Source organism: uncultured Microbulbifer sp. (genome assembly GCF_947489355.1).
GTDB lineage: Bacteria > Pseudomonadota > Gammaproteobacteria > Pseudomonadales > Cellvibrionaceae > Microbulbifer.
In genome coordinates this window covers 1-640 of record NZ_CANLDD010000167.1, presented here as the reverse complement: position 1 = coordinate 640, position 640 = coordinate 1, and the positions used below count along the sequence as shown (strand labels likewise).

General features: G+C 57.7%; 1 pseudogene. It reads left to right on the top strand.

The annotated features are described in order from the left end of the window. Positions 1-640: pseudogene (locus tag Q1A48_RS21305) on the top strand (hypothetical protein); the annotation flags it as partial.

The following is a 640-nucleotide window of genomic DNA, read 5'->3' as shown; positions in this document are numbered from 1 at the left end:
AACCTGCCGTTGATCCAGTCCGGTATCGCCAGCCTGCCCACCAGCTCCGCACTCTCCGCTGTGGATGCTGGTAGCACCGCCAGAATCTCCATTGCCGCACACTCGGTGCAGTTTGGCTTTGGCACTCGCAGCTACAACGCCGGCAGTATTAGTGGCTTGTCGTTCAGCCGAAAATACTATGTCTATTGTGATGATCCAGGCATCAAAGGTGGAGCAGTCACCTATAAGGCCACCACTATCTACTCCCAACTCGCCGCCAGCACTTGGCGCCGCACCATAGGCACTATCAGAACCCCTTCCAATGGCGGTGGCGGCACCGTGCCGGACGATCCCTGGTGCGTGGCTGCCGGCAGCTGGTTGACAGAAAAGCTGCAGGCGGATCACTGCCAAGCGGGAGATCTGATCGACTGCTGGGATATTGGTGACAGCGATACCCACCTGGACGCGATTCATGCAGTTAAACCCCAGGACGAAGTCCCTTGTGTACTACTCACCATGGTTAGCGGTGCCCAGGTGATTTGCAGCCGTGAAACCCCCGTCACTAATTCACACGGCACAGTGTACGAAGCCCAGCATTGCCAGGGGGTAACACTGGGTGTACTGCACGAAGAAGAACCCCTCACCTGGGAAACCGTCGAGC